21 protein-coding genes are annotated in these 21,394 nt (G+C 74.4%); 13 read left to right on the top strand and 8 right to left on the bottom strand.

Annotated features, from left to right (window positions below; translation table 11 throughout):
- Positions 1–276, top strand: a complete 276-nt coding sequence (locus ACEN8D_RS02720; protein ID WP_413399429.1) for a hypothetical protein — start codon at positions 1–3, stop codon at positions 274–276.
- A 67-nt stretch (positions 277–343) separates the two neighbouring features.
- The gene (locus tag ACEN8D_RS02715) at positions 344–1,081 is read left to right on the top strand and encodes a YidC/Oxa1 family membrane protein insertase (protein WP_413399428.1); all 738 of its coding nucleotides are present in this window, start codon (positions 344–346) and stop codon (positions 1,079–1,081) included.
- A gap of 24 nt (positions 1,082–1,105) precedes the next feature.
- Here the strand turns inward: ACEN8D_RS02715 and ACEN8D_RS02710 are convergent, their stop codons facing one another.
- Positions 1,106–1,309 carry a hypothetical protein gene (locus ACEN8D_RS02710; RefSeq protein WP_413399427.1) on the bottom strand — a complete coding sequence of 68 codons (204 nt, stop codon included), beginning with the start codon at positions 1,307–1,309 and terminating at the stop codon, positions 1,106–1,108.
- A 90-nt stretch (positions 1,310–1,399) separates the two neighbouring features.
- Here ACEN8D_RS02710 and ACEN8D_RS02705 point away from each other — a divergent pair, with 90 nt between their 5' ends.
- Positions 1,400–2,428 carry a hypothetical protein gene (locus ACEN8D_RS02705; protein ID WP_495601140.1) on the top strand — a complete coding sequence of 343 codons (1,029 nt, stop codon included), beginning with the start codon at positions 1,400–1,402 and terminating at the stop codon, positions 2,426–2,428.
- A 39-nt stretch (positions 2,429–2,467) separates the two neighbouring features.
- On the opposite strand, the gene ACEN8D_RS02700 is transcribed toward ACEN8D_RS02705, so the two are convergent.
- From ACEN8D_RS02700 to ACEN8D_RS02690, 3 genes are all read right to left on the bottom strand, one after another.
- Positions 2,468–3,844, bottom strand: coding sequence for an MFS transporter (locus ACEN8D_RS02700; RefSeq protein ID WP_413400073.1), 1,377 nt, complete (start codon positions 3,842–3,844; stop codon positions 2,468–2,470).
- A gap of 266 nt (positions 3,845–4,110) precedes the next feature.
- Positions 4,111–6,138 carry a carboxypeptidase regulatory-like domain-containing protein gene (locus ACEN8D_RS02695; RefSeq protein WP_413461544.1) on the bottom strand — a complete coding sequence of 676 codons (2,028 nt, stop codon included), beginning with the start codon at positions 6,136–6,138 and terminating at the stop codon, positions 4,111–4,113.
- Positions 6,139–6,266: 128 nt separating this feature from the next.
- Positions 6,267–6,719 carry an NUDIX hydrolase gene (locus tag ACEN8D_RS02690; RefSeq protein WP_092387156.1) on the bottom strand — a complete coding sequence of 151 codons (453 nt, stop codon included), beginning with the start codon at positions 6,717–6,719 and terminating at the stop codon, positions 6,267–6,269.
- Between the two features lie 133 nt (positions 6,720–6,852).
- On the opposite strand from ACEN8D_RS02690, the gene ACEN8D_RS02685 reads away from it, so the two are divergent.
- Positions 6,853–7,761: a universal stress protein gene (locus ACEN8D_RS02685; protein ID WP_413461545.1), complete on the top strand. Its 909-nt coding sequence runs from the start codon at positions 6,853–6,855 to the stop codon at positions 7,759–7,761.
- Here the strand turns inward: ACEN8D_RS02685 and ACEN8D_RS02680 are convergent.
- From ACEN8D_RS02680 to ACEN8D_RS02670, 3 genes are all read right to left on the bottom strand, one after another.
- Positions 7,713–8,732, bottom strand: coding sequence for an SGNH/GDSL hydrolase family protein (locus ACEN8D_RS02680; RefSeq protein WP_413400205.1), 1,020 nt, complete (start codon positions 8,730–8,732; stop codon positions 7,713–7,715). The genes ACEN8D_RS02685 and ACEN8D_RS02680 overlap by 49 nt on opposite strands.
- A gap of 117 nt (positions 8,733–8,849) precedes the next feature.
- Positions 8,850–9,206 (bottom strand): PRC-barrel domain-containing protein, encoded by a 357-nt coding sequence (locus tag ACEN8D_RS02675; RefSeq protein WP_070418952.1) that lies wholly within the window; start codon positions 9,204–9,206, stop codon positions 8,850–8,852.
- A 50-nt stretch (positions 9,207–9,256) separates the two neighbouring features.
- Positions 9,257–10,240 carry a glycosyltransferase family 9 protein gene (locus ACEN8D_RS02670; protein WP_413461546.1) on the bottom strand — a complete coding sequence of 328 codons (984 nt, stop codon included), beginning with the start codon at positions 10,238–10,240 and terminating at the stop codon, positions 9,257–9,259.
- Positions 10,241–10,340: 100 nt separating this feature from the next.
- On the opposite strand from ACEN8D_RS02670, the gene ACEN8D_RS02665 reads away from it, so the two are divergent.
- Genes ACEN8D_RS02665 through ACEN8D_RS02635 form a run of 7 tightly spaced genes read left to right on the top strand, consistent with a single transcriptional unit; the run spans position 10,341 to position 17,142 of the window.
- Entirely contained in the window at positions 10,341–10,892 is a 552-nt protein-coding gene (locus ACEN8D_RS02665; RefSeq protein ID WP_413400167.1) for an HAD-IIIA family hydrolase, read from the top strand.
- Entirely contained in the window at positions 10,889–11,968 is a 1,080-nt protein-coding gene (locus tag ACEN8D_RS02660; protein WP_309779552.1) for a glycosyltransferase family 9 protein, read from the top strand. The genes ACEN8D_RS02665 and ACEN8D_RS02660 overlap by 4 nt, the downstream gene beginning before the upstream one ends.
- A gap of 55 nt (positions 11,969–12,023) precedes the next feature.
- The gene (locus ACEN8D_RS02655; protein ID WP_413400087.1) at positions 12,024–13,025 is read left to right on the top strand and encodes a glycosyltransferase; all 1,002 of its coding nucleotides are present in this window, start codon (positions 12,024–12,026) and stop codon (positions 13,023–13,025) included.
- Positions 13,022–14,362 carry a glycosyltransferase gene (locus tag ACEN8D_RS02650; protein WP_495601139.1) on the top strand — a complete coding sequence of 447 codons (1,341 nt, stop codon included), beginning with the start codon at positions 13,022–13,024 and terminating at the stop codon, positions 14,360–14,362. The genes ACEN8D_RS02655 and ACEN8D_RS02650 overlap by 4 nt, the downstream gene beginning before the upstream one ends.
- Entirely contained in the window at positions 14,359–14,982 is a 624-nt protein-coding gene (locus ACEN8D_RS02645; protein WP_309779549.1) for a D-sedoheptulose-7-phosphate isomerase, read from the top strand. Before ACEN8D_RS02650 ends, ACEN8D_RS02645 begins: the two co-directional genes overlap by 4 nt.
- Positions 14,979–16,406 (top strand): PfkB family carbohydrate kinase, encoded by a 1,428-nt coding sequence (locus ACEN8D_RS02640; protein ID WP_413461875.1) that lies wholly within the window; start codon positions 14,979–14,981, stop codon positions 16,404–16,406. Before ACEN8D_RS02645 ends, ACEN8D_RS02640 begins: the two co-directional genes overlap by 4 nt.
- Positions 16,407–16,437: 31 nt before the next feature.
- Positions 16,438–17,142, top strand: a complete 705-nt coding sequence (locus ACEN8D_RS02635; RefSeq protein WP_413400112.1) for an SDR family oxidoreductase — start codon at positions 16,438–16,440, stop codon at positions 17,140–17,142.
- Between the two features lie 83 nt (positions 17,143–17,225).
- Here ACEN8D_RS02635 and ACEN8D_RS02630 read toward each other — a convergent pair whose 3' ends face one another.
- Positions 17,226–18,320: a glycosyltransferase family 9 protein gene (locus ACEN8D_RS02630; protein WP_413400110.1), complete on the bottom strand. Its 1,095-nt coding sequence runs from the start codon at positions 18,318–18,320 to the stop codon at positions 17,226–17,228.
- A gap of 133 nt (positions 18,321–18,453) precedes the next feature.
- On the opposite strand from ACEN8D_RS02630, the gene ACEN8D_RS02625 reads away from it, so the two are divergent.
- Together ACEN8D_RS02625 and rfaE2 are read left to right on the top strand one after the other, a co-directional pair.
- Positions 18,454–19,872 carry an aldehyde dehydrogenase family protein gene (locus tag ACEN8D_RS02625; protein WP_413461749.1) on the top strand — a complete coding sequence of 473 codons (1,419 nt, stop codon included), beginning with the start codon at positions 18,454–18,456 and terminating at the stop codon, positions 19,870–19,872.
- Entirely contained in the window at positions 19,869–21,377 is a 1,509-nt protein-coding gene (gene rfaE2, locus ACEN8D_RS02620; RefSeq protein ID WP_336696436.1) for a D-glycero-beta-D-manno-heptose 1-phosphate adenylyltransferase, read from the top strand. Before ACEN8D_RS02625 ends, rfaE2 begins: the two co-directional genes overlap by 4 nt.
- Positions 21,378–21,394: the final 17 nt, after the last annotated feature.

Here is a 21,394-nt window from a genome sequence, read left to right as displayed (position 1 = left end):
ATGACCGTCGTCGAACTCCTGCTGCGCGCCACCGCCGCGCTGGTGCTCGGCGACCCGTCGGCCGGCGCCGTCCCGCTGCTCGCGGTCGCCGCGCTCGGGCTCACGGCCGTGGCGGTCGCGGTGCTGGTCGCCGGCGTCCTCGCGATCGTCCTCGGCCTGGTGCCGGTCCGGTCGCTGTCGTCGCGCGCCCCGGCCGACCTCGTGACGCGGATCGCGTGGAGCCACCCCGACGCCGACGGGCACGCCCGACCCCGGGCACCGGGAGCCGTCGCCTGAGGCCCTGACCACCGACCGGTGGACGGGCCGTACACGCGACCCCTCCCACCGAACCGATCGGAACGTCATGGACCTCACCACCCTGCCCCTCGTCGGGCCGCTGCTGCACGGCGGCGCCGACCTCCTCGCCGCGACCACCGCGGCGCTCTCCCCCGTCGCCGGAGGGCTCGCCGCCGCCGTCGCCGTCGTGCTGCTCACCCTCGTGATCCGGGCCGTGCTCGTCCCGCTCGCCGTGCTGCAGGTCCGCGCGGAACGAGACCGCCGACGCCTCGCCCCGCAGATCGCCGCGCTCCAGAAGCGCCACGCGAAGGACGCCCAACGGCTGCAGCGTGCGATGCAGGAGCTCTACACGAACGAGAAGGTCTCGCCGCTCGCCGGGTGCCTGCCGGTCCTGGCCCAGGCACCGGTGCTGTCGCTCGTGTACACGCTGTTCACGCACGCCTCGATCGACGGCACGGTGAACACCCTGCTGACGGCCACGCTCGCGGGCGTCCCGCTCGGGCACTCGCTCGTGGTCGTCGTGACCTCGCCGCTCTGGTGGCACGCGTGGGTCGTGGTGCTCCTGCTCGCCGTGCTCGCCCTCGTGGTCGAGCTCACCCGCCGCGCGAACCTGCGGTGGAACCCGGCGTCGGTGCCGGACGCCGCGGTGCCGGGAGCGGGTGCGACGGCGGCGATCGGCCGGTGGGCGCCGTTCGTCACGGTGGTGTTCGCCGCCATCGCGCCCCTGGCCGCCGCGCTCTACGTCGTGACGAGTGCGGCGTGGACGCTCGGGGAGCGTGCGGTGCTGCGGCGCGTGCTCGCCTGACGACGTGGTCGGGCGACGGGCGTGTCAGCCGCCCTGGCCCTCCTGCTGCGGGCCCTGGTCGACGGGGTCGTACTCGGCGCCGCGGCCCTGCTCCTCGTCCGGCAGGGGGACGTGCCGCTCGGTGCCCGTCCCGCCCGGGCTCGTCGCGACGTAGTCGGCCTCCCCGGACTGCGTGTCGTGGCTCAGCGGCTCGAGGGTCTCGGGGTCGGGATCGTGCTTGTCGCTCATGACCCCCGTCTACGCCCCGCGAACTGGGTGCGCGCCCGCACGGCGCCGGTGGGACGATGGGCGGACAGTGCGACCGGACCGGGAGTGCGCATGGCCGACGACGACGTGGCAGCAGAACGAGCACGGCTCGAGGCGCTCGCATGGGGTGGTGCCGCTTCCGAGACCGACGCGGCCGCAGCGCGGCTCGCCCTCGAGCGGCTCGGCCGAGGACGGCGCGGTCCAGGAGGCGCGGCTCCCGACTCCCCGCGGGCCCGGTCGACGGGGCGGTCGCGTCCGACCTCCGCGGCGGGCTCCGACCGGGCCGTCACGTCCGGCACGACGAGCCCGTTCGGCACCGGCGGCGCGCGGCCCCTCGCCGGTTCCTCTGGCGCCGTCGCCGACCAGATGGCGACGTCGGCACCGCGTCCGGTCTCGGTGCCGTCGACACCGGGGCCGCGGACACCGGACGTGGGACCGCAGGGCGCTGCCGCCGCCGCGGGTGCTCCGGGCACGGTCGACCGGGCGGCGACCGACGACACGAGCGGGGTCGCCGACGGACCGGACCACGAGACGGAGCCGGGTGACCGTGGCGGAGGCGGGTCGCGCCTCCTGGACCGCATCGGCGCCTGGCGGACGCGAGCCGCACGGGTGCTCTGGACGACCCGGCCACGGGTCTGGATCGGGCTGGGCGTCGCGGCGGCCGTCGGTGTGGCGTTCGCGGCGGGGACGGTGGTCGGGACCTCGAGGCCGGACCCGGCGGCGGCGCCGAGCGTGACGCCGAGTGCCGGGACGATCACGCTCGAGGACCTGCTGGACGCGCCGCAGACCTACGCCGACCAGCTGCCGGGACCGGTCGAGGCGCCGGTCACGCTCCGGACGACGCGACTCATCTTCACGAACCGCGCGCTCGACGGCGGCTCGTTCGAGACGCCCTGGAGCGTGTGGGCCGGCGTCGGGACGGACCGCTCGACGATCTGCCTCGTCGCGACGGCGAACCGGCTGGAGTCGACGTCCGCGTGCTACCCGCGGCAGGACGCGCTGCACGGGTCGGTCTCGCTGTCAGCGCAGTCGATGAGCGGCACGCTGACGCTGAGCCTCCGGGGCGGCGGGGTGCAGGGCACCGTGACGAACGAGAACTGATCGATCGAGCCCGTGCGGACTGCGCCCGCCCGGCCGGTCCTAGGCGGACGGTTCGCCGGATCGACGCGTCCGGATCGCGCCGGTGACCACCCCGACCGATCCGGTGACCGTCTGGATCGCCCGGCTGATCGTCGGGACCGACGTCGTGACGACGGCGAGCGAGGAGGTGATGGCCTCGAGCGACGACGTCGACAGGTGCTCCTGCGCGTGCGTCCGCGCCGGGAAGCCCTTGCGTGCGGCGATCACGACGCCGAGGGACGCGACGAGGACCGCTCCACCGGCGAACGGCATCCACTGGAGGCCGGCGGCGCCGAGGGCCTGGCCGCCGAGGGCCGCGCCGCCGGCGATCCCGATGTTCGAGGCGCCGTTCACGAGCGCACCGGCGATGTCGGGCGACACGCCACCGGTGCGGATCGCAGCGGCCATGAAGAGCGTGCCCGTGGTGCCGTTCGCCGCCATCCAGACGCCGGCGACGGTCATCGTGCCCACGAGCGATTCGTGGACGAAGGGCAGCACGGCGAACGCCGCGGCCATGACCGCGACCGAGACGATCAGGGTCTGCCGCGGAGCGCGGTCGACGAACAGCCCGGCGAGCCAGAGTCCGACGACCCCGGTGGCTCCCAGGACGAGGAGCGCGCCGGAGACCAGGTCGGGCGCGAGTCCGGCCTCGATGGCGTACGGGCCGATGTACGTGTAGACGACGTAGTGGCCCGCGAAGAGGAGCAGGTCGGCGACGACGACCGAGAGCAGGCCGGTCCGGGCCCAGGCGCGCGGCGAACCGATGTGCGGCGAGGAGGCACCGCGCACGGCCGGCAGGAAGGCGAGCGCAACGCCTGCGAGCACCGCCGAGGCGACCGCCACGGAACCCACGGCGGGTCGCCAGCCGATGTGCTGCGCGACCCAGGTCGCGATCGGGACGCCGAGCACGAAGCCGAGCGAGCTGCCCGAGTACACGAATGCGATCGCACGGCCCGCGAGGCGCGGAGGCACGATCCGGGTCGCGTACGCCGAGGCGACGGAGAAGAACAGCGCGTGGGCCACACCGCCGACGATCCGTCCCGCGCACACCACGGCGAAGGACGGCGCGAGCGCCACCATGAGGTTGGAGACGGCGTACCCGACGAGGGTCGCGACGAGGACCGCCTTGCGCGGCAGCCGGGCCGTGAATGACGTCAGGGGCAGCGCGAGCAGGGCCACGGCCGCCGCGTACACGGTGACGACGATGCCCATGGTCGACTCGGAGACCCCGAGGTCGTGGCTCATCGTGCCGAGCAACCCGACCGGCATGAGCTCCGTCGTGATCGCGAAGAACGTGGCGAGCCCGAGCACGGCGATGCCGACGATCGAACCGGTCGTCACGGTGATCGGCCGCGTGTGCGTGGGCACGGCCGAGGTTCGGGTGGTGGTGGTTGACACGGGGCTGACCTCCTCGCTGGGGACGTCCGGGCGCACGGCGACGACGTCGGAGGAGACGAGGAACTGCGCGCTCGAGCTGTGGATGTGGTTGTGGGTACGACTCCACGGCGAGTGCGCTCCTCCAGTCTTGCACGGTGTGGCGAGGGGCGCGAGGGGGTGCCGCTGAGAACTTCCTCGGACCGCTCCAACGGCGCAGGTACGGGAATTGTTCCCGGGACGCAGAACGGGGTGGGGCCGATCGGCCCCACCCCGTTGCGCGACAGGTGTCAGTCCCGCAGGTGCGACGTCCGGCGACGGTTGCGCACCGCGCGGAACGTCAGGAGTCCGCCGCCGAGCAGCACGAGCACGCCCGCGGCGATGAGCCCCGGCGTCAGGTCGGCGCCCGTGTAGGCGAGGGCGCCGTTCGTCGGGCCGGAGCCCGTCGCGGCGACCGGCGCGGTCGTCGGGACGGGGCTCGCCGATGGCGTCGGCGTGGCGGTCGGCGTCGGGCTCGGGGTCGCGGCGGCTGCGACGACGAGGTCGTCGACGGTCACCACGTCGGTGTCGTCGAGACCGGACGTGAACCCGACCGTCGCGTCGCTCCCGGAGACCGACACGGTGTAGTCGGTCGACGGGGCGAGGCCGTCGAGCGTGTACCGGCCGTCGGTGCCGGTGGTGGCCGTCACGGGTCCGCCCGAGTCCGCCTCGTCCGGCGTGGCCGTCACGGTGCGTCCGGCGACCGGCGCGTCGTTCGTGTCCAGGACACGGCCGTTCGCGCTCGTGGTGACCGCCTCGGGCGCTGCCGGGGTCGTGAAGGCGAAGTCGCGGGTCTGGTCCGCGCCGCCGCCGACCAGCGTCACCGCGGTGCTCGTCGCCGTGCCCGTCGCGTCCGGTGTCGGCAGTGCCGAGCGGACCGTGTAGGTGCCGCCCACCGTCGTGAACGAGTACGAGCCGTCAGTGCCGGTGACCGTCGTCCCGACGACCGTGCCGGCCGCGTCGAGCAGCTCCACGGCCACCCCGCCCTGTGGTGTCCCGTCGAGGCGGACGACGCCGCCGACGCTCGCGACGGCGGCGGTCTCGATCGGGTCGGCCCGCGTGGGTGCCGCGGGAGCCGCCTCACCCGTCGTGACCGTGACCGGGTCCGCCCCGTCGACGGCGACGGTGACCGGTGTGTTCGGGGTCAGGCCTGACGCCGTGTAGTAGCCCTCGTCGTTCGTGACCGTCTGGATCGGCGCGGTCGCGTTCGGGTCGGTGATGACCACGGGGACGTCCGCCGCAGGGTTGCCCGCGTCGTCGACGACCTGTCCGATCACCGCGGTGGTCCCCGTGGGCGACGTGAACGTGAAGTCGCGGACCTGGTCCGCACCTCCCGGGACGCCGTTCAACGAGACACCCGTCGCCGTGGCGGCACCCGTCGCCCCGGGCGGAGCGGTGATCGCCACCTCGTAGTCGTTGATGACGGGGAGTTCGGGGAACGCGTACTTCCCCTCGGCGTCCGTCGTCGACGTGTACACGGTCCCGCGCGGCGCCGTCACGGTGACGGTCGCGCCGGGGATCGGCGTGCCGTCGAGCGTGGCCGTGCCGGTGATCGCGGCGGTGCGGTCGGCGAACCACGTCTGGTAGACGGGGAACCCGCTCCGGCGCTCGTACGTGATGGTCAGGCTCGTCAGCGGGGTCGTCGGCGTGAACCAGGCGGTCGCGCCGGCGGTGTCCACCGAGCCCGTGTTGCCCGTGAGCGTCAGCGTGGCGGGGTCCCAGGTCGGGACGTCCCGCCCGGTCGACCCGTCCGGATCCGCCGGGCACGACCAGCCACCCGGCGAGGTCGCCGAGCACGAGTTGTAGACGCTCTGGAACCCGAGGTCGGCGGCGGTCGCGGCGGCGCCCGACTGGGTGACCGCCGAGATCGTCGCACGGTCGGCGTCGACGTCGCCGAGCACGAAGGACCAGCTGCTCGCACCCGGTGTCGGCTCCGCGAACGTGTACGTGGTGACCGACGGCTGGCCGGCCGCATCGGCGAGCGGTCGCTGGTTGAGGTAGGTGTTGCCGCGACTCGACCCGTACGCCGTGCCCGGACCGGTGTTCGGGCCCTGCCAGGTCGAGTTGCCGCTGATCACGGTCGACTGCCGCGAGTTGGACGTGAAGGTGGTCTCCGGGAAACCAGGCATGCTGACGGTGCCGGTGTAGGCCTTGCTCTGGCCGGCGAGGGTGAACGTCCCCCAGTGTCCGACCGGTTCAGCGGAGGCGGACGACGCGCCGACGAGCGCGAGACCCCCTCCGAGTGCGAGGGCGGTCAGTGCCGCCGTGACGGTGCGCAAGCGCCGCATCGTGCTCCCCTGCTCGTGCTGACCTGGTCCCTGAGCCAGACGCCGGATTCTCGACGCTTGCTCAGGCTATCCACGGGGCGCGAAGTCCGTCCAGAACGAGACGCGTTCGTGATGGTCGATCACTCCGCGGTCAGCCGGTCCAGCGCCGCGACCTGTCCCGCGACGACCATCGAGCGCGCCTCGTCGATCGGGACCCACCGCGCGTCGTCGACCTCCGGCACCTCGACGAACCGTCCGGAGCCCCGCGGCAGCTCGATCCGCGCCGTGTTCGACCGCACCCGATCGACCGAGAAGCCCGGGGCGTCGACCGCGAACACCCGCACGCGCTTGCCGGACGCCTGCCGCACCTCGCCGAGGTCGGTCACCGGTCCGTCCGGTGCGGCGACCCCGATCTCCTCGGCGAACTCACGCCGTGCGGTGTCGAGCGGGTCCTCGTCCCCCTCGACGATCCCCTTCGGGATCGACCACGCGCGCGGGCGGTTCCGCCAGAACGGCCCGCCCATGTGCGCGATCCAGACCTGCACGCCGGCGTCGTCGGCCCGGTACAGCAGGAGTCCAGCGCTCAACACCACAGCGCGAGGCTACACAGCGGGCAACGGCGACACAGCGGGCAACGGCGACACAGCGGGCAACGGGAGTAGTTTGCAGCGCAAGGAGCGCCATGGCGACGCCCCCGGAGGACCCCGGACGAGGAGGTCGATCGGGATGGACGAACGGTGGACGACGGTCACACTGGCCGCCGACGCGGCGAAGCCGCACGAGGAAGCCCTGCACTGGGTCACGTCCCGGGTCGGCACGGGCATCGAGCGCATCCGGGTCATCGGCGTGGACCCGGCGATCGAAGGGCGCACCGGACCGGACGGCAAGCGCGTGGCCGACGCCCTGGCGGACGCTGCCCGCAGGGCGATGCCCGACGTCCGGGTCGAGGTGCGTCGGCACGCCGGGCCCTTCGCCGCGGCACTCGTCGAGGAGTCGGACGGTGGCGACCTGCTCGTCGTCGGGACCTTCCGTGGCCGGCGCGGTTCGACGGCTGGTGGGGACCCGGCGCGGGTCGCCGAACGTGCAGCGGTGCCGACGGTCGTCGTGCCGGAGGGGCCGCACCCGATCGACGGCGACGTCGTCCTCGCGGTCGAGGAGCCGATCGACGAACGCGCCCTCGCGATCGCCGTCGACGAGGCGCACCGACTCCACCGTCGCGTGACGCTCCTGCGTGCCTGGGAGATGCCGGTGCTGACCCGCACGGGCCTCACGGACTTCGCCGAGGACCCGTTGCGGTGGCGCACCCGGAACGCCGAGCTGCTGCAGCGGGTCACGACGGCCCTGACCGCTCGGTACCCCGGCGTCCGGTTCCACCCGCTGCTCGTCGAGGGGCACCCGGGCCGTGCGATCGCCGCGCACACCCGCCGTGCCTCACTCGTCGTGCTCGGCCTCGGGCACGTGACGGCGCTCTCGGGGTCGGTGCTGCACGACGTCCTGCGGGAGACGGCATCGCCGGTGTGCGTGGTCCCACGGGCGGCGCACGGCGCACACGACGTCGGCGGCGCGGAGGTCCCCGCCGCGGCCGGTCAGCCGGCGAGGTCGCGCGCAGCGGATGCCACGCGCTTCGTGAGGTAGGCGACGCCTCGCGTGTTCGGGTGCAGGGCGCCCGGCTCGAGGTCGATCCGCCGCAGGTCGCCGGTGCCGTCGAGCGAGACGCCCGACACGTAGGGCTTCTTCGTCGCGCACGCCGAGTGCGCCTGGGTGGACGAGAACACGTCCACGAACCGGACCCCGGCTGCTCGTGCCGCCGACGCCGAGACGTCGTTCAGCGCCTCCTGCACGCCGTGCAGGTACCGCACGTCGGTGTTCGTGAACGGGTAGGAGTTCGTCGGGAAGGACCCCGCGAGCGTCCCGAGGTCGAGGGCGGACCGGAAGCAGCCGCCCTTCGGCGTGTGGTCGGCGTCCGGGAAGATCGCCGGGTACCCGAGGAATACGATCGTCGCGTTCGGCGCGGCCTCCTTGACCGTGGCGAGGGTGTCGGCGATGCCGAGGGCGACGCGGGACTCGATCTTCGTGCCGAGCAGGTCCTCGCCGTCGGTCACGAGCGTGCTCCGGCAGGACGGTGCGTCGCGACCGGAGAACACCGGGCCCTTCGCCGAGAGCGCGAGGCAGGACGCCGCCGTGCCGAAGAGGTCGGCGTCGTTCCCACCGATCGTCAGCGTCACCAGGCGGGTGCGCTCGGACAGCGACCGGATCTGCGGGGGCACACCCTTGAACTGGAAGCCGCTCGTGACGTCGTCGCTCGTGGCGCCACCGCACGTGACGTCGGTGAGGGCGAGCCCGAAGCGCGCGGCGATGCGGTGCGGGTAGTCCTGGGCGGACTGCCCGCACGCACTCGTTGGCAGGTGCGTCGGGTCGGACAGCCCGTACCCGGCGGAGTACGAGTCGCCGAGCGCGACGTACTCGCTGCCCGGCGGGATGTCCGCGAGCGTCTCCGCCGGCACACCGGTCACCGGGTAGGGCTGCGGGACCGGCCACATCGGCGCAGCCGACGCCGCACCACCACCGGAGACCGATCCGGCGAGCACGACGAAGACCGCCACCACGGCGAGCAGCGTCGAGCGGACGGAGCGGAGCAGGTTCGGCCTCCAGGGACGGGTCGGACGGACCAGGCTAACCGGTCGACCCGGCTGCCGCGGTCAGCGACCGACCGGGCGCCGCGGTCAGCGACGGCCCAGGCGCCGCTCTCCCCCGCTGCCGGTGCGGTACTCGAGCCCGTAGTGCTGGTAGACCTCCGGTTCGAGCGACGCGTCGAGCTCGCCGTCGGTCGCGATCGTCGGCGCGGCCTTGATGGTCTTCTTCGGGTACGCGACACGCAGGTGCTTCGGCGCGACGAGGGCTCCGGTCAGGGGCACGAACAGGAGCTTCTGGAAGCCGACCATCCCCGTGGTCACCGCGCCGAAGGCGGGCTCGGACGTCGCGGTGTCGTAGTAGATGCTCTCGAGCGTCCCGACCTTGTCGTCCGCCTCGTCGACGACCGGCAGGCCGATCCAGTCCCGGATGTTCGCGGCTTCGAACACGTGCGCCTCCTCGCGAGCACCCGGCGCGTCCGGGTCGCTCCCCGTCGACGCTACCGGGCCTCGGACGGGTCGGTCACGCCGAGCGAGTCCACCGCGGCGAGCACGTCGTCGGGTCCGATGGCGAGCAGCGCGGGGTCCGGGTCCTCGGCGAAGACGTCGCCGCGCCGCACCGAGGCATCGGTGAGGACGACGTGCGGACCGGAGGCGGGCGGCCCCCACGCCTCCGGCGGCGCCGGACCGAAGACGACCACCGACGGGACGCCGTAGGCGGACGCGAGGTGCGCGGCACCGGTGTCGACCGTCACGACGAGCCGTGCGGCCGCGATCACGCCCGCGAAGTCCTGCAGTGCGAGCACGCCGGCCAGGACCGCCCCCGGCGTCAGCCCGGCCGCCTGCGCGACGGCGGCGGCGCGCTCGACGTCGTCCGCGCCTCCCGTCAGCACCACGTCGAGGCCGCGCTCGCGCAGTCCGCGCACCACGGCGGCGAAGCGGTCCGTCGGCCAGTGCCGCGCACCGTGGAACGCGCCGACGTGCACGACCGCGGCACCCTCGGCGACCGGCGGCGCGTCGGGACGGGCGATCGCGACGTCGTCGGGGTCGGCCTCGATCCCGTGCCACCGGAGCAGGTCGGCCCAGCGGTCGCGCTCGTGCACCGCGTCGGGCCACTCCGGTCCGTCGAAGCCGTTCGTGGGGTCGGCGTGGCCGATCACCCGACGGGCACCGAGCGCGGCGACGAGGTCGGACGACTCCGGCCCGGCGCCGTGCAGGTTCACGGCCACGTCGACCGCGCCCGCGGGTGCGCCGATCGGGTGGTCCAGACCGTGCTGGGCGAGGTGCACGTCGACCTCGGGTACGAGCTCCACGAGGGGCGCCAGCCAGGCCGTCGTCGCGAGCGAGATCCGGTGGTCCGGGAAGGCGCGGCGCAGCGCGTGCAGTGCGGGCACGGCGACGAGCAGGTCGCCGAGCTTGATGGCGCGGAGGACGAGCAGCTCGGGGCGCCCGTCGGACGGGGGCAGGGTGTCGACGGCGGTCACCGCGCCGACGGTAGACGGATGCCGCCGCCCGCCCGTCCGGGAACGCGTTCCGCGGCTGTTCCTGAACACGTCACCGGCCCGCGGTCGGTACGTCAGGAGCATGGCCCTCGCTCCGGACCGCACCCTGCGCGGTCTCCTCTTCGACCGGGACGACACGCTCGTCATCGACGTCCCGTACAACGCCGACCCGCACCGGGTGGTGCCCGTCCCCGGCGCGCGTCGAGCGGTGGCACGTGCCCGTGCCGCCGGGCTGGCGCTCGGGGTCGTCACGAACCAGTCGGTGATCGCGAAGGGGATGGCGACGCGCGAGCAGGTCGACGCCACGAACGCCCGGGTGGACGAACTCGTCGGACCCTTCGACGTGTGGTGCGTCTGCCCGCACGACGCCGACGACGACTGCGCGTGCCGGAAGCCGCGGCCCGGGATGGTCCTCGACGCGGCCGGACGACTCGGCCTCGACCCGTCCGAGCTCGTGGTCGTCGGCGACATCGGCGCGGACGTCGGCGCCGCTCTGGCCGCGGGCGCCCAGGCCGTCCTGGTCCCGACGCCGCGCACCCGGCAGGAGGAGGTCGACGCCGCGCCGACGGTCGCGGCGACGATCGAGGACGCCGTGGCGCTCGTCCTCGACCACGTGCGGGCGGTGCGGTCGTGAGGACCGGACCCCGGGTCCTCGTCGTCCGGCTCGACTCGTTCGGCGACGTCCTCGTCGCCGGGCCCGCCGTCCGGGCCGTGGCCGCCGGCGCGTCCCACGTGACGATGCTGTGCGGGCCGCAGGGTGCGCCCGCCGCGGACCTGCTGCCCGGCGTGGACCGGGTCCGGGTCTGGGCGGCGCCGTGGGTCACCGAGACCGCCCGCCCGATCGACGACGCACTGCTCGCCGACTTCCGCGCCCTGGTCGCCGAAGAGGCGCCGGACGAGGCCGTGGTCCTCACCTCGTTCCACCAGTCGCCGCTGCCGGTCGCGCTGCTGCTCCGCCTCGCGGGCGTCCGTCGTGTCTCCGGCGCGAGCGTCGACCACCCCGGTTCACTGCTCGACGTGCGGCTCCGACCCGGCGAGGACCTCCCCGAGGACGTCCCGGAACCCGAGCGTGCCCTGCGCATCGCCGAGGCCGCCGGGTTCCGACTGCCGTCGGGTGCGTCCAGGAGGCTCGGCGTGCGTCTCGACGTCGCCCCGCCTGCCGAGGTGGCCGGGCTGGACCGGTACGTGGTCGTGCACCCCGGCGCGAGCGTCCCGGCCCGCGCTTGGCCGGAGGACCGTCACCGGGCCCTCGTCGCCGCGTACGCGGCGCAGGGCACCGCCGTCGTCGTCACGGGCTCGCCGGGCGAGCGCGCCCTGACGGCGCGGGTCGCCGGCGACACCGCGATCGACCTCGGCGGACGCACCACGCCGGCCGAGCTCGCGGCGGTCCTGGCCGGTGCCGAGGTCGTCGTCGTGGGCAACACGGGGCCGGCGCACCTCGCCGCAGCGGTGGGCGTGCCGATCGTCAGCCTGTTCTCGCCGGTGGTCCCGGCCGTCAAGTGGGCGCCGGACGCACCGCTCGTCGAACTGCTCGGCGACCAGGGGGCTCCGTGCCGCCTCAGCCGAGCGCGCGAGTGCCCGGTGCCGGGTCACCCGTGCCTGTCCTCCGTGCGCATCGAGGACGTCCTCGAAGCGCATCGGCGGCTGCTCGACCGCGCTTCCCGGATGGTCCGGAGAAGTCTGCGGAGCACGCCAGAAGGAGCTGCGTAGCTTCCGGACTGCTCCTCCTCCTCCTGTTCTTCTCCTCCCGACCGGAAGGCCCTGCATGCGGATCCTCGTGTGGCACGTGCACGGCGGCTGGATGGACGCCTTCGTCCGCGGCCCGCACGAATACCTCATCCCGACGAACGTCGAGCGCGACGCGTGGGGCCTCGGCCGTGGCGGCCGCGACTGGCCCGACTCGGCGATCGAGATCGCCCCGGCAGACGTCGCGGCCGCCGAGGTCGACGTCGTCGTCGTGCAGCGGACCGAGGAACTCGAACACGCACGACGCCTGCTCGGCGGTCGCGAGGTGCCCGTGGTCTTCGTCGAGCACAACACGCCGCGGACCGACGTGCCGAACAGCCTGCACCCGTTCCGGGACCGCGACGACCTCACCATCGCGCACGTCACGCACTGGAATGCGCTCATGTGGGACTGCGGGACGACCCGTACGACCGTCATCGAGCACGGCGTCGTCGACCCCGGACCGCTCTACACCGGTGCGCTCGACCGCTTCGGCGTCGTGATCAACGAGCCCGTCCGACGGAACCGTGTCGTCGGGACGGACCTGCTCCCCCGCTTCGCCTCGGTGGCGCCGGTCGACGTGTGGGGCATCGGCACCGAACGGCTGCCGGAGCTCGGGTTCGGTGACGGTGTGGTCGCGCTCGGCGACGTCCCGTCCGACCCGATGCACGCCGCGCTCGCGGAGCGCCGCGCCTACGTGCACCCCAACCGGTGGACGTCACTCGGCCTGTCGCTCATCGAGGCGATGCACCTGGCGATGCCGGTCCTGGTCCTGGCGACGACGGACGCGGCCCGCACGGTCCCGGCCGAGGCGGGCGCGATCGCGACCGACGTCGAGGAGCTGGTCCGCGCCTCCAGGACCCTGCTCGAGGACCCCGACGAAGCACGTCGCCGCGGGGCCGTGGCACGCGAAGCCGCCCTGGCGCGACACGCGCTCGGACGGTACCTGGCCGACTGGGACGACCTGCTCGACGACGTGGTCACGCGCGGGGGGCGCACGAACCGAGCGGCCCGAGCCGCTCTCGAAGGGAGCCTGCGATGAAGATCGCCATGGTGTCCGAGCACGCGAGTCCGCTCGCGGTCCTCGGCGGGGTCGACGCGGGCGGTCAGAACGTCCACGTCGCGGAACTGTCCGGTGCGCTGGCCGACCGCGGCCACCAGGTCACCGTCTACACCCGGCGCGACGACGCGGGGCGGCCCGTGCGGGTCCCGCTCCGGCCCGGGGTCGAGGTCGTGCACGTCGATGCCGGTCCGGCACGGCACGTCCCCAAGGACGACCTGTTCCCCTACATGAGCACGTTCGCGTCCGTCCTCGCCGCCGAGTGGTTCGTCGACCGGCCGGACGTCGTGCACGGGCACTTCTGGATGTCCGGACACGCCGCGCTCGAGGCCGTCGCCCAGGTGCAGGCCCGCACCGGGGGCATCCGGATCCCCGTCGCGCAGACCTTCCACGCGCTCGGTGTCGTGAAGCGTCGGCACCAGGGTTCGGCGGACACCAGTCCGGCCGAGCGCGAGTGGATCGAACCCGCCGTCGGCCGGAGCGTCGACCAGGTCGTCGCGACCTGCTCCGACGAGGCCTTCGAGCTCAAGACCCTCGGAGTGCCGCTCCAGCGCATCTCGGTCGTCCCGTGCGGCGTCGACACGACGGTGTTCCGAGCGGACGGAGCCGTCGAGGAGCGGCAGCGTCCGTTCCGGGTGCTGTCAGCGTCCCGCCTCGTCCGACGCAAGGGCGTCGGCACGACCATCGCCGCGCTCGCGGAACTCGTGCACGCCGGACGCGACGTCGAACTCGTCGTGGTCGGCGGCGCCGGTGTCGCCGGCGCCGATCTGCCGGACGACCCGGAGTACCAGCGGCTCGACGCGTTGGCGCGGGAGCTCGGCGTCCGGGACCACGTGACGTTCCGGGGCCAGCTCGGCCAGCACGACATGCCCGCCGTCTACCGCAGTGCCGACGTCGTCGTGTGCGCCCCGTGGTATGAGCCGTTCGGCATCGTGCCGCTCGAGGCGATGGCGTGCGGCCGACCCGTCGTGGCCTCGAGCGTCGGCGGACTCATCGACACCGTGGTGGAGGACGCCACGGGGTTGCACGTGCCACCGCGCGACGAGCACGCGGTCGCCCAGGCGGTCGGTGCGCTGCTCGACGATCCGGACCGGCGCGAGGCCTACGGGCGTGCCGGCCGGGAACGCGCAGACGCCCGGTACACGTGGCAGAAGGTCGCCGCGGACAGCGAACGCGTCTACGAGCGACTCCTCGCCGGGACGACCGGCGTCACCGCGGCCACCGCCCCCGCACGCCCCCGCACCACCGCACGCACGCGCAGCACCGACGCCGGCCGGGTCGCCCGCGCCGCGCAGCCGACGGAGAGGACCGCACGATGACCATCGACCAGCAGACCGGGCTCGACGAGCACACCGCGACGGACAGCGCACGGGTGGTCCTCGACCACGTCGCCGCCTCCGTCCCCGTCATCGCGTCGCTCGTCGACCACAAGGACCGCATCGCCGACTGGGCGGACGACATCGCTGCGCGGCTCGTCGCCGGACGACGGCTCCTCGCCGCGGGGAACGGTGGCTCGGCCGCCGAGGCGCAGCACCTGACGTCGGAGCTGACCGGACGGTTCGACGGGGACCGGCCCGCCTACTCCGCGATCTCGCTCCACGCCGAGTCGTCGGCCGTGACGGCCATCGGCAACGACTACGGCTACGACGAGGTGTTCGCCCGGCAGGTGTCGGCGCACGCCCGCGCCGGGGACGTGGTCGTGCTGCTCTCGACCAGCGGGAAGAGCCCGAACCTGCTCCGTGCGGCAGCCGCGGCACGGGCGGTCGGCGCGAAGGCCATCGCGATGACCGGCCCGCGTCCGAACCCCCTCGCCGAGGCGGTCGACGACGCGATCTGCATCGACGGGCCGTCCGCGAACGTGCAGGAGGCACAGCTCGTGCTCGTGCACGCGCTCTGCCGCGCCATGGAGCCCGCCCTCCGCCGGGGCGGACGGCGATGAGCGCGGACGCCCGCCGGCTGCGGGCGGGCACCGGCGCCTCCGAGAGCACCACCCGACTCCGGATCGCCGTGGTCGGGGACACACTGCTCGACGTCGACGTCTCCGGTACCAGCGAGCGCCTCAGCCCGGACGCCCCGGTGCCGGTGGTCGACGTCCGTACCGACGACCGACGAGCCGGGGGTGCCGGCCTCGTCGCGACGATGCTCGCCCGGGACGGACACGACGTCACCCTGGTCACCGTGTTGAGCGACGACGGCCGAGCCGACGAGATCCGGTCCCTGCTGCCCGACGTCACCGTGGTGGCCGGGCCGTCCGGCGCGCCCACCCCGGTGAAGACCCGCGTGCGCGTCGTCGACCACGCCCTCGTCCGCATCGACGAGGGGTGCGCCACCCCACCCGTGCCGGAGGTCACACCGGACATGGTGGCCGCGCTGGAAACCGTCGACGCCGTGGTCGTCGCCGACTACGGCCGCGGTGTCGCCGCCGCGCCGGTCCTGCGCGGCGCGATCGCCCGGACCGCAGACCGCGTCCCCGTGGTGTGGGACCCTCACCCCAAGGGTGCCGAGCCCGTCGCCGGGATCGCGGTGGCGACGCCGAACCAGGCCGAGGCGCGGGGCTTCACCGACATCGGCGGTCACGGCGTGCCCTTCGCGACCGAAGCCGCAGAAGCGTTGGTCACGCGCTGGGGTGTCGACGCCGTGGCGGTGACGCTCGGCGACCGGGGCGCCCTCGTCGCGGACGGTCGTTCCGGCAACCGCTTCGTGCCCGCTCCGTCCGTCACCGCCGGCGACCCCTGCGGTGCCGGAGACCGACTCGCTGCGAGCGTCGCCGTGGCGCTCGCGTCCGGTTCCGACGTCACCGACGCCGTCTCCGCCGGGGTCGCCGCCGCGTCCGAGTACCTCGCTGCCGGAGGAGTGACCGCACTCCTCGCGGACGAGGGCCCCGCACCCGTGCGCGTTCCCGGAGCCGACCGCGACGCGATGCGCGTCGTGCACGACGTCCGGAGTGCCGGGGGGACGGTGGTCGCGACCGGTGGCTGCTTCGACCTGCTGCACGCCGGGCACGCCCGCACCCTCTCCGCCGCCCGCGCCCTCGGCGACTGCCTGGTCGTCTGCTTGAACTCGGACGACTCGGTCCGGGCGCTCAAGGGTCCCGACCGACCGATCATGACCCAGGACGACCGCGTCGAACTCCTGCTCGCGCTGGACTGCGTCGACGCCGTCGTCGTGTTCGACGAGCAGACGCCCGACGAGGCCCTGCGCCGCTTCCGACCCGACGTGTGGGCGAAGGGCGGCGACTACACCGCGAGCGAGTTGCCCGAGACGGCCACCCTCGGCGAGTGGGGCGGCCGCGTCGTCACGGTCCCGTTCCACCCCGGCCGCTCGACGACCCGCCTCGCCGCCGCGCTCGAGCACGTCGGCTGAGCACCCCCAGACCCCCTACGGAAGGAAGTCCATGCCCGTCCCCACCACCCCCATCGGCCGTGTCCTCGTCACCGGCGGCGCCTCCGGACTCGGAGCCGCCGTCGTCCAGGCGGTCGCCGAGGCCGGCGGCACCCCGATCGTCCTCGACCTGCGGGTCGACGCCGTGCCCGAGGGCACCGACGCGGTCGCGGTCGACGTGACGGACACCGAGGCAACGGAGCGCGCCGTCCGCGACGCTGCGGAACGGCACGGCGGTCTCGACGCCGTCGTCACCGCGGCCGGGATCGACAAGCCGGCGCCCATCGGCGGGATCTCCTCCGGGGACTGGGAGCGCATCGTCGCCGTCAACCTGCTCGGGACCGCCGGAGTGGTCCGTGCCGCACTGCCGGCGCTCGAGGCGACGCACGGCCGTGTCGTGACGATCTCGTCCTCGCTCGCCCTCCGCGGCGTGGGCGACGGCACCGCCTACTCGGCGTCGAAGTTCGGCGTCCGCGGGTTCTCGCAGGCGCTCGCCGCCGAGACGGGCAGCAGCGTCGGCGTGACGAACATCATCCCCGCCGGTATGCGCACGAACTTCTTCGCGGATCGCACCGAGCAGTACAAGCCCGGTCCGGACGCGCAGCTCATCGAGCCCGAGTACGTGGCGAACGCGATCCTGTTCGCGCTGTCGCAGCCGGCCGGCTGCGAGATCCGCGAGATGTCGATCATGCCGGCGACGGAGCCGAGCTGGCCGTAGACGGCGCTGTGTGACGGACGGGAGGCGCGGTGCCGGTCGGCACCGTCCCTCCCGTCCCCGCTGTCACCCCGCTGGAGGTCGCATCAGCGACGCGTCGTCGCGAGCAGGTCCGCGACGTCCGCGAGCACCGCTGCCGGCTCCACCTCGTCCACGTACGACGGGTCGTGCTCGCAGCGTTCGGCCGTCCAACCCACCTGCGTCACGTCGATGCCGCAGACCGGACACCGCGTCACGTACGACAGGTGCACGCGGTGCCGTCCACGGTCGACGGGCCCCGCGTTGACGACGTTGCCGAACCAGAACACCCCCACGGTCGGCGTCCCGACCGCCAGGGCGAGGTGCCGCGGACCGGAGTCGTTCCCGACCAGCACGTCCGCGGCCGCGAGCACGGCCGGCAGGTCGCTGAGCGGGAGCTCCCCCGTGCGGTCGTGCAGCCGGTCGGCGAGCTCGTCGGGCAGCGCCGCGCGGATCGCGCCGGCTGCGGGGACGTCCGTCACGTCGCCGACCAGGACGACGTCGTCGCCGGCGCGGAGCCGTGCCAGGGCGACGGCGGCGAAGCGCTCCGGGCTCCATCGTCGGCGCGGGTCGGTGGCGCCCGGGTGGATCGCGACGAGCCGGTCGGTCACCCCGAGTCGCTCGCGCACCGCGAGGCGTTCCTCGTCGCTGACGCGGACCCGTGGGTCGAGCGTGACCGGTGCGGCACCGGCGAGCGAGACGACCTCGAGCCCGCGCAGGACCTCGTGCTGGTAGTAGACGTAGCGGACCCACCGCTCCAGGACCTCGGCGTCCTCGGTGGCGGTCCCGACGGTGTGCCGGGCACCGAGCCGCAGGAGGAACGGGTTCGAGTTCCGGCCGCCGCCGTGCAGTTGGACAGCGAGGTCGAACCGGCCGTGTGTCCTCGCGTCGAAGTCCGCGAGGCTCGGCGCCCCGTCGCCGGACTCCCGCACGCCCGGCACGACGGGGAGTTCCTCGAAGGCGTGCACCGCGTCGGTGCGCCCGTCGAGGACACTGCGGGCGAGTGGTACGCCGAGCAGGGTGACCCGAGCCTCCGGGTACGCCGCGGCGAGGGCCTCGATCGCCGGGACGGCGAACATCAGGTCCCCCAACCCGCCGCCGCGGAGCACCGCGATCTCCCGGACGCCGTCGAACCGTTCTCCACCGTTGCCGATCAGTTGCACCACTCTCGTCTACCGGGCCGACGCCGCGGAGGTGTCCAGCGGCAGACCGGATGGACGAGAAGCGCGATCCCGGGAACGTGTCCAGCCACGGTCGAGCAGCGTTCGACTCCCGCTTCTCTCCCGGAAGGACCCCATGACGCTCGAAGCCCCGCTCACGACGGAGACCGATCGAGACGACGCGCTGGTGGTGACCGACCCGACCGACGGGACGGTCGCGTCCACCGTGGTGCGATCGTCCCCGGACGACGTCCGGAACGCGGTCGCCCGCGCACGCGCCGCTGCCCCGGCATGGGCACGCACCGCGCCGGCCGAGCGCGGTGCGCTGCTGCACGCGGCGGCCGCGCACGTCCGCGCGCACGCCCAGGAGCTGGCTGACCTGAACACCCGGGAGACCGGCAAGGTCCCCGGCGACGCGCTCGGCGGGGTCGAGGCCGGGGTCGGGACGCTCGTGCAGTACGCCGAGCTCGGACCCGTGCACCGCGGCGAGGCCCTGCGCGGCGCGTTCGGCGCTGCCGACTGGTCGGTGCCGCACCCCCGCGGCGTGGTGCTCGCGCTGACCCCGTGGAACGACCCGGTCGCCGTGGCGTGCGGGATCCTCGGCGCCGCGATCGTCACCGGCAACACGGTCGTGCACAAGGGCAGCGAGCGCTCCCCCGCGACGATCGCACGGCTGAACGCCCTGCTCGCCGAGGTCCTGCCGGACGGCGTCCTCGTCGGGGTGGACGGCGACGGCGCGACGGGTGAGCTGCTCCTCGCACAGGACGGCATCGACGTGTACGCGCACGTGGGCTCGACCGCGACCGGTGACCGGCTCTCCGAGGCTGCGGTGCGGACCCGTGCCCACGTCGTCCGCGAGAACGGCGGGAACGACGCGGTCGTCGTGGACGCCGACGTCGACCCGGTGTGGGCCGCGGCCCAGGTCGCCCTCGGCGCCTTCGCGAACACCGGCCAGATCTGCACGAGCGTCGAACGGGTGTACGTGCACCGCGCGATCGCCGAGCCGTTCGTGACCGCACTCGTCGCCGAGGCCGAGCGGCGCACGTCCGCCCCGGCGGCGGAGTACGGGCCGCTCGTCGACGACCGGCTCCGGCGCACCGTGCAGTCGCACGTCGACGACGCGCTGCAGCGTGGGGCGTCGGCGCGCACCGGCGGTGCCACACCGGACGGCCCGGGCGCCTTCTACCCCGCGACTGTGCTCACCGGTGTCACCGACGACATGCTCGTCATGACCGAGGAGACCTTCGGGCCGATCGCCCCCGTGCGCGTCGTCGAGGACTTCGACGAGGGCCTGCGGCTCGCCGCGGCCGACCGCTACGGCCTCGCGGCGACGGTGCTCACGAACGACACCGGACACGCCCTGCGTGCGGCCGCGGAACTCCCCGTCGGCACGGTGAAGGTGAACGCCGTCTTCGGCGGTGCCCCGGGCGGCAGCGCGCAGCCCCGGGGCGCCTCCGGCGCCGGGTTCGGGTACGGCCCGCACCTGCTCGACGAGCTCACCACCACGACGGTCGTGCACCTCGAGGCGGCCCCGCCGGCCGGCGGTGCCCGGTGAGCGTCGACGTCCGGCTCGTCCGGGACCTCGTCGCCACGGTCGACGACCGCGAGCCGCTCGTCGTCGTCATCGGCGACTGCATACTCGACCGCTGGACCGTCGGCGAGGCGGAACGGGTCTCGCGCGAGGCCCCGGCCCCGGTGGTCCGGGTGACGGAGACCGTGGCGGTCCCCGGCGGCGCGGCGAACACCGCGGTGAACGCTCGCGCGCTCGGCGCCCGCGTCCGCATGGTCGGGCTGCTCGGCGACGACGAGGCCGGTGCCGTGCTCCGCGAACGCCTCGACGCCGCCGGGGTGGACACGTCCTGCATGGTCGTCGTCCCCGGCACCCGCACCACGACGAAGTCGCGGGTCGTCGGCGGCGACCGGGTCGTCGTCCGCGTCGACGAGATCGCCGCGGAGCCCACCGCCGAGCACGGCGTCCGGCTGGCCGAGGCCGTCGCCCGCGCGCTGCGGTGCGCCGACGCCGCGGTCGTCTGCGACTACGGCCTCGGGGTGGACCCGGCCGACGTCGTCCCCGTGCTCGACGCCGACCGTCCCACCGCGGTCGTCGTCGACGCGCACGACCTCACCCGCTGGGCGGCGCTCCGGCCCGACCTCGTGACGCCCAACGCCGGCGAGGCGGCCGCCCTGCTCGGGGCGCCGCTCGGGACCGGCCCGGACCGGGCGTCCGCGATCGTCGACGCCCGGCACGAGGTGCTCCGACGGACCGGCGCACGTGCGGCGGTCGTGACGCTGGACCGCGACGGCACGGTCCTGGTCGAGCACGGTCCCGACGGTGGCTTCCGGACGCGGGCGGTCCCCGCGTCGGAGCAGCAGGCCTCCGGCGCCGGCGACACCTTCTGCGCCGCTGCCACGGTGGCGCTCGCCGTGCACGCCCCGCTCCGCGACGCCGTGTCGGTCGCCCAGGCGGCAGCCGACGTGGTCGTCCGCGAGGCCGGCACCTCGGTGTGCTCGGCCGCGGCGCTGCTCGAGTCGGTGACCGCGCCGGCCGCGACCGTCGTCGACCACGACGAGCTCGCCGCCGCGGTGGACGCCGCGCGGGAGGCCGGACGACGGATCGTGTTCACGAACGGCTGCTTCGACGTGGTCCACCGCGGGCACACGACGTACCTCCGGCAGGCCCGGGACCTCGGCGACCTGCTCGTCGTCGCACTGAACGACGACGACTCCGTCCGGCGCCTGAAGGGTCCGGAACGGCCGATCAACCCGGCCGAGGACCGGGCCGGCGTACTCGCCGCCCTCGCGTGCGTCGACCTGGTGACGGTCTTCGCCACCGACACCCCGATCCCGCTCATCGAACGGCTGCACCCCGAGGTCTACGTCAAGGGCGGCGACTACTCCCCCGAGATGCTGCGCGAGACCGCGGTGGTGCAGGGCTACGGCGGCGAGGTCGTCATGGTCGACTACGTGCCCGAGCACTCCACGACCGCCGTCGTCCGACGGATCCGCGAAGCGGCCGCAGCGACCGAGGCCGCGCGGACGGACCCCGAGGCCACACCGTGACCCGTCAGGGGGAAGTC

Source organism: Curtobacterium sp. Curtsp22 (genome assembly GCF_059492135.1).
This window is presented reverse-complemented; position numbering and strand designations above follow the sequence as displayed.

Excerpts from the sequence above, each read along its gene's own strand:
- ACEN8D_RS02720 (WP_413399429.1), top strand. The coding sequence starts at position 1 with ATGACCGTCGTCGAACTCCTGCTGCGCGCCACCGCCGCGCTGGTGCTC.
- ACEN8D_RS02715 (WP_413399428.1), top strand. The coding sequence starts at position 344 with ATGGACCTCACCACCCTGCCCCTCGTCGGGCCGCTGCTGCACGGCGGC.
- ACEN8D_RS02710 (WP_413399427.1), bottom strand. The coding sequence starts at position 1,309 with ATGAGCGACAAGCACGATCCCGACCCCGAGACCCTCGAGCCGCTGAGC.
- ACEN8D_RS02705 (WP_495601140.1), top strand. The coding sequence starts at position 1,400 with ATGGCCGACGACGACGTGGCAGCAGAACGAGCACGGCTCGAGGCGCTC.
- ACEN8D_RS02685 (WP_413461545.1), top strand. The coding sequence starts at position 6,853 with ATGGACGAACGGTGGACGACGGTCACACTGGCCGCCGACGCGGCGAAG.
- ACEN8D_RS02665 (WP_413400167.1), top strand. The coding sequence starts at position 10,341 with ATGGCCCTCGCTCCGGACCGCACCCTGCGCGGTCTCCTCTTCGACCGG.
- ACEN8D_RS02655 (WP_413400087.1), top strand. The coding sequence starts at position 12,024 with ATGCGGATCCTCGTGTGGCACGTGCACGGCGGCTGGATGGACGCCTTC.
- ACEN8D_RS02650 (WP_495601139.1), top strand. The coding sequence starts at position 13,022 with ATGAAGATCGCCATGGTGTCCGAGCACGCGAGTCCGCTCGCGGTCCTC.
- ACEN8D_RS02645 (WP_309779549.1), top strand. The coding sequence starts at position 14,359 with ATGACCATCGACCAGCAGACCGGGCTCGACGAGCACACCGCGACGGAC.
- ACEN8D_RS02640 (WP_413461875.1), top strand. The coding sequence starts at position 14,979 with ATGAGCGCGGACGCCCGCCGGCTGCGGGCGGGCACCGGCGCCTCCGAG.
- ACEN8D_RS02635 (WP_413400112.1), top strand. The coding sequence starts at position 16,438 with ATGCCCGTCCCCACCACCCCCATCGGCCGTGTCCTCGTCACCGGCGGC.
- ACEN8D_RS02625 (WP_413461749.1), top strand. The coding sequence starts at position 18,454 with ATGACGCTCGAAGCCCCGCTCACGACGGAGACCGATCGAGACGACGCG.